The 1,404-nt window shown below is 72.8% G+C and carries 1 pseudogene; it reads right to left on the reverse strand.

The features are described 5' to 3' along the window. A pseudogene (locus AB0D66_RS34615) lies at positions 1-1,178 on the reverse strand (hypothetical protein); the annotation flags it as partial. Positions 1,179-1,404: the final 226 nt, after the last annotated feature.

The raw sequence follows: 1,404 nt of genomic DNA on the forward strand, positions 1-1,404 counted from the left end.
ACTTGGTGCACGGCGCGCGGCAGGCCCCCGGTGAGCCGGTGGACGAACGGGGTGAGGCGGGTCAGCGGGGCGAGATCGCTGTGCCCGCCGAGCTGGAGCTCTATGCGGATGCGCACCTCGTCCAGGTTGAGGTCGCGCAGGCGTAACGGATACCACCAGGTGTCCTCGCTGTCCCGGGTCGGCCGGTGGGTGTTCCAGTCGGAGAGGGAGGCCCGGTCGGGGCCGCGCAGCTGCCAGGGCCAGGAGTCCCCGGTGGCCGCGCCCCAGCGGGGCAGCCAGCGGTTGGAGCTGGCGACGACGGTCAGCGGGTCGCTGGTGTGGCCGGCCACGACCGTCTCGTCGTGCCGGGCCCGCAGCAGCAGGTCGAGGAAGCGGCGCCCGTACGCGGTGTGCGAGTTGTCGAGGAGCAGCAGGTAGGAGCGGGGCATGAAGTTGCGGGCGGTGTTGCGTCTGAGGTCTTCCAGGAACGCCGAGAAGAGGACGAGGTCGAGGCGTTCCTGTTCGTTCTCGTCTCCCTCGTGGCGCCACAGGTTGAGCTCGACGAGCGCCTCCATCGGGTCCCCGCTGCGGGTCATGGGGTGGCGTCCGTACCACTGGGCGCCCGAGGTGAGCCGGCTGCCGACCCGGCCGCCGAGCAGGCTCGGCATGCTGCGGCGGCTGCGCCGCAGGGCGTCCTGGAACAGGGCGAGGGCCGCGGTGGAGGCGCCTTCGGGCATGCCGACCGCGCCCATGCCCACTTCGAAGAAGGCGGCGAGGTAGTCGCCGTGCCGGGCCTCGTTCTCCTGCTGGAACTGGTCGAGCTGCCGCTGCACGGCGCGCCGGCCCTCGGCGAGGCTGCGCATCCTCAACTCCTGGTCGGACGCGAGCAGTCCGAGGCTGAGCAGCGGGAAGTGGGAGCGGCCGTAGCGGGGCAGTTTGCGTTCGAGCTGGCGGGCCAGCAGGCCGAGTGCGTAGCGCGGCAGGAGTGACTGCGCTCCGCCGAAGTTGACGAAGGCGAAGGGGTATTGGGGCCCGAAGTGCTCCATGAGGGCGCTGTGGGCCTCGCTGGCGCCGCTGCCGGGCGGGCCGAGCAGCATGGTGACGGGCCGTTCGGCTGCGGGGGTCTCCTTCAGGCAGGCGTCGACCAGCGACAGGATGCCGCTGCGGCCGCGCAGGCCCATGCCCGTACCCGGCTCCATCACGTGTGTGCCCCCCCAGGGTCCCGCTGTTCGAGGACACGAGAGTGCCATCCGATACCCGGTGGCTGCCATAGCCCATGCCACCCGGATCCGCCCGGTGCGCCGTACGCTCGGGTCTCGCGGCGGGCGAGGGCGCGGAAGAATGCCGGCGGGGGGCGCCCCCCCGGGGGGGGGTCGGGGGTAGGGTGGGGCGGGGGGGCGGCCGTGCGGGCCCGGAAGATAAGGT

This window comes from Streptomyces sp. NPDC048270 (assembly GCF_040652335.1).
Taxonomy (GTDB): Bacteria; Actinomycetota; Actinomycetes; order Streptomycetales; family Streptomycetaceae; genus Streptomyces.